We start from the raw sequence: 1,517 nt of genomic DNA, 5'->3' as shown, positions 1-1,517 counted from the left end.
AACTGGATCAAAGAGGCGGGGCTGTCATCCGCAGACGTCCTCTTCCCCAGTCGGCAGAGTGGCTCACCACATCTGTCCGCTCGTCAGTACGCGCGCATCGTGAAGCGATGGATCGGGTTGATGGGGGCGGATCCGCAAGAGTACGGGACGCACTCGTTACGCCGAACCAAGGCGACGTTGATCTACCGTCAGACCAAGAACTTGCGCGCCGTACAGCTGCTCCTCGGGCATCGCAAAATCGAAAGCACGGTCAGGTACTTGGGAGTGGAGGTTGACGACGCACTCGACATCGCCGAGCACATCGAGTGCTAAAGGAGAGATAGGCGCTCAGCGAATGAATGAGCGCTACGGAGGGGCCTTGTTCGCGGACAACAGCGCAAGACCGACTCTCAGGTCGGCTCGTTGAGCACCTCTTCCAGGGACGTGCACCCGAGGACGCGATCGGCCCAAGCCTCGATCTCCGTCTCGCCCGCCTGCTCAAGGCGGGCCTCGGCCCAGGCCGGCAATGGTCCGAAGCGCCGGATCAGCAACCGGCGCAGTAGCTTGGCCTCGCCCTGCGAGATCCCTTCTTCAAGGCCCTGTTGCTTCCACTCTTCGGTCCAAGTCTTCACCCGTTCGGCCAACATGGCACGCATCTCCTGAAGGTCGTTGACGTTCGGTAGCTCGGCACCGGGAACCCGAGCCGGTAGCAGCACGCGCTTGAGCCAGACGACAAAGGCGCGGCGCAGACTGTCCTGCTCGGGGGCGGCCAGCCAATCGATCAGACTCGCCAGCACCCGCTCGATATCCTCGGGGCGGCGACTGTTCTCGAGTCGGAACAGGGCCGCAGCGACATTGCGCTGTCCCGCCAGCTCTGTCTCGGCGAGCCGCTGCTCGTCGAGCAGCAGATAACGGATCTGCGGCTGCCAGCGGCGCAGCTGCTCCGGCAGATTCGGCTCGATCAGCTCATCGAGACTGGTCTTGGCCCGCCAGGATTTTTCACCATTGTAGAGGACGATGGGCAGCACCGGCGGCAGCGGGCTTCCGGCCGGGATCTCGCCTGCGGCGGCCAGATCCTGGTAGAGCAGTCCGACGTAGGTGAGCAGCCGCACCGCCATGAAGCGATCGACGCTCGACTGGAACTCCAACAGCAGATAGACGTAGACCCAGCGCTTGCCCCAGCGAAGCCGCCAAATCATGTCGTCCTCGCGCTCGCGCAGGTCGTGGCTGATCCCGATCTCGCTGACGCGCTGCAGGGTGGTGAAATCCAGTTGCTCGACCCAGTCCTCGTGCACGAATCCACGGATCAGGTCCGCGACCAGATCGCGATGTGAGAACAGGAGCTTGTAGGAAGGATCGTGGTCGGCCATCAGGGAGCGTGGGTATTTGCGGCCTCTGGGGTCTCCACTTAACCGGAGTAAACTCCAAGGGTGACTTACCCTCATGCTGGCGTTGATTATCCGCGGACTGCGGGCGAGTTCCAGTCCTGGTTTCGCACCGATGCGGACTGCCTCGACTACCTGGAGTGGCTCCGGTGG

Annotated in this window: 2 protein-coding genes; one reads left to right on the top strand and one right to left on the bottom strand. The window is 63.0% G+C overall.

Going from position 1 to position 1,517, the window contains the following annotated elements:
* A partial coding sequence (locus tag CKO23_RS24635) for a tyrosine-type recombinase/integrase (protein WP_200336147.1) occupies window positions 1-312 on the top strand: 312 nt, incomplete at its 5' end.
* A gap of 77 nt (window positions 313-389) precedes the next feature.
* Here the strand turns inward: CKO23_RS24635 and CKO23_RS24630 are convergent.
* Window positions 390-1,349, bottom strand: a complete 960-nt coding sequence (locus tag CKO23_RS24630) for an Rpn family recombination-promoting nuclease/putative transposase (protein WP_200336144.1) — start codon at window positions 1,347-1,349, stop codon at window positions 390-392.
* Between the last annotated feature and the right edge of the window lie 168 nt (window positions 1,350-1,517).

The organism is Thiocystis violacea (assembly GCF_016583565.1).
GTDB lineage: Bacteria > Pseudomonadota > Gammaproteobacteria > Chromatiales > Chromatiaceae > Thiorhodococcus > Thiorhodococcus violaceus_A.
This window is presented reverse-complemented; position numbering and strand designations above follow the sequence as displayed.